The 658-nt window shown below is 59.6% G+C and carries 1 protein-coding gene; it reads left to right on the forward strand.

The genetic code is table 11. The features are described 5' to 3' along the window. Nucleotides 1–545: FecR family protein (locus tag HY26_RS02325; protein WP_199288530.1), on the forward strand; the 545-nt coding region annotated here is incomplete at its 5' end. Nucleotides 546–658: the final 113 nt, after the last annotated feature.

The raw sequence follows: 658 nt of genomic DNA on the forward strand, positions 1-658 counted from the left end.
AAGGCGAAGCCCTGTTCGAGGTCGAACATTCTGACCGGCCATTCCTGGTCGAAGCCGGCGGCACAATCACGCGTGCGCTCGGGACGGCGTTCAACGTGCGTGCCGATCAGGACGCCATCTCCGTCACCCTGATCCAGGGTTCGGTCCGTGTCAGCGCGAGTCGGACGGATGACAGTGAAGGGAAGGCGGGCGCGATGCCCGCAAAGACCCTGCAGGAGGGCATCGTCCTCAAGCCCGGCGACCGTCTGGACGTGAGACAGGGCGCTGACCCCTTCCTCTCCACCATCGATCCCGCCCTTGCCGGCAAATGGCGCGAAGGTCTCCTCCGGTTCGACAATGTGACGCTCGCAGAGGCCATCGTCGAAATGAACCGCTATTCGACCATAAAACTGGTCATCGATGACGAGACCCTCGCGGCCGAACGCATCAGCGGAACCTTTCCTGCCGGCAAACAGGCAGAATTTGCAGAAAGCCTGAAGCTCTATCTGCCCGTGGATGTGGTCAATCTGGCAGACGCTTTCCTCATCACAACAAGGAAAGAATAGGTATGGCAGGCGGCCAAAGATTTTCACTCAGAATCTCAAGGTCGCTCAAGAAGGAAGTGGCGCGCCTGGTGCAAGCCGATGACGTCTCCATCAATACGTGGATCCATGCGGCG

It is taken from the genome of Hyphomonas sp. GM-8P (assembly GCF_003263315.1).
GTDB lineage: Bacteria > Pseudomonadota > Alphaproteobacteria > Caulobacterales > Hyphomonadaceae > Hyphomonas.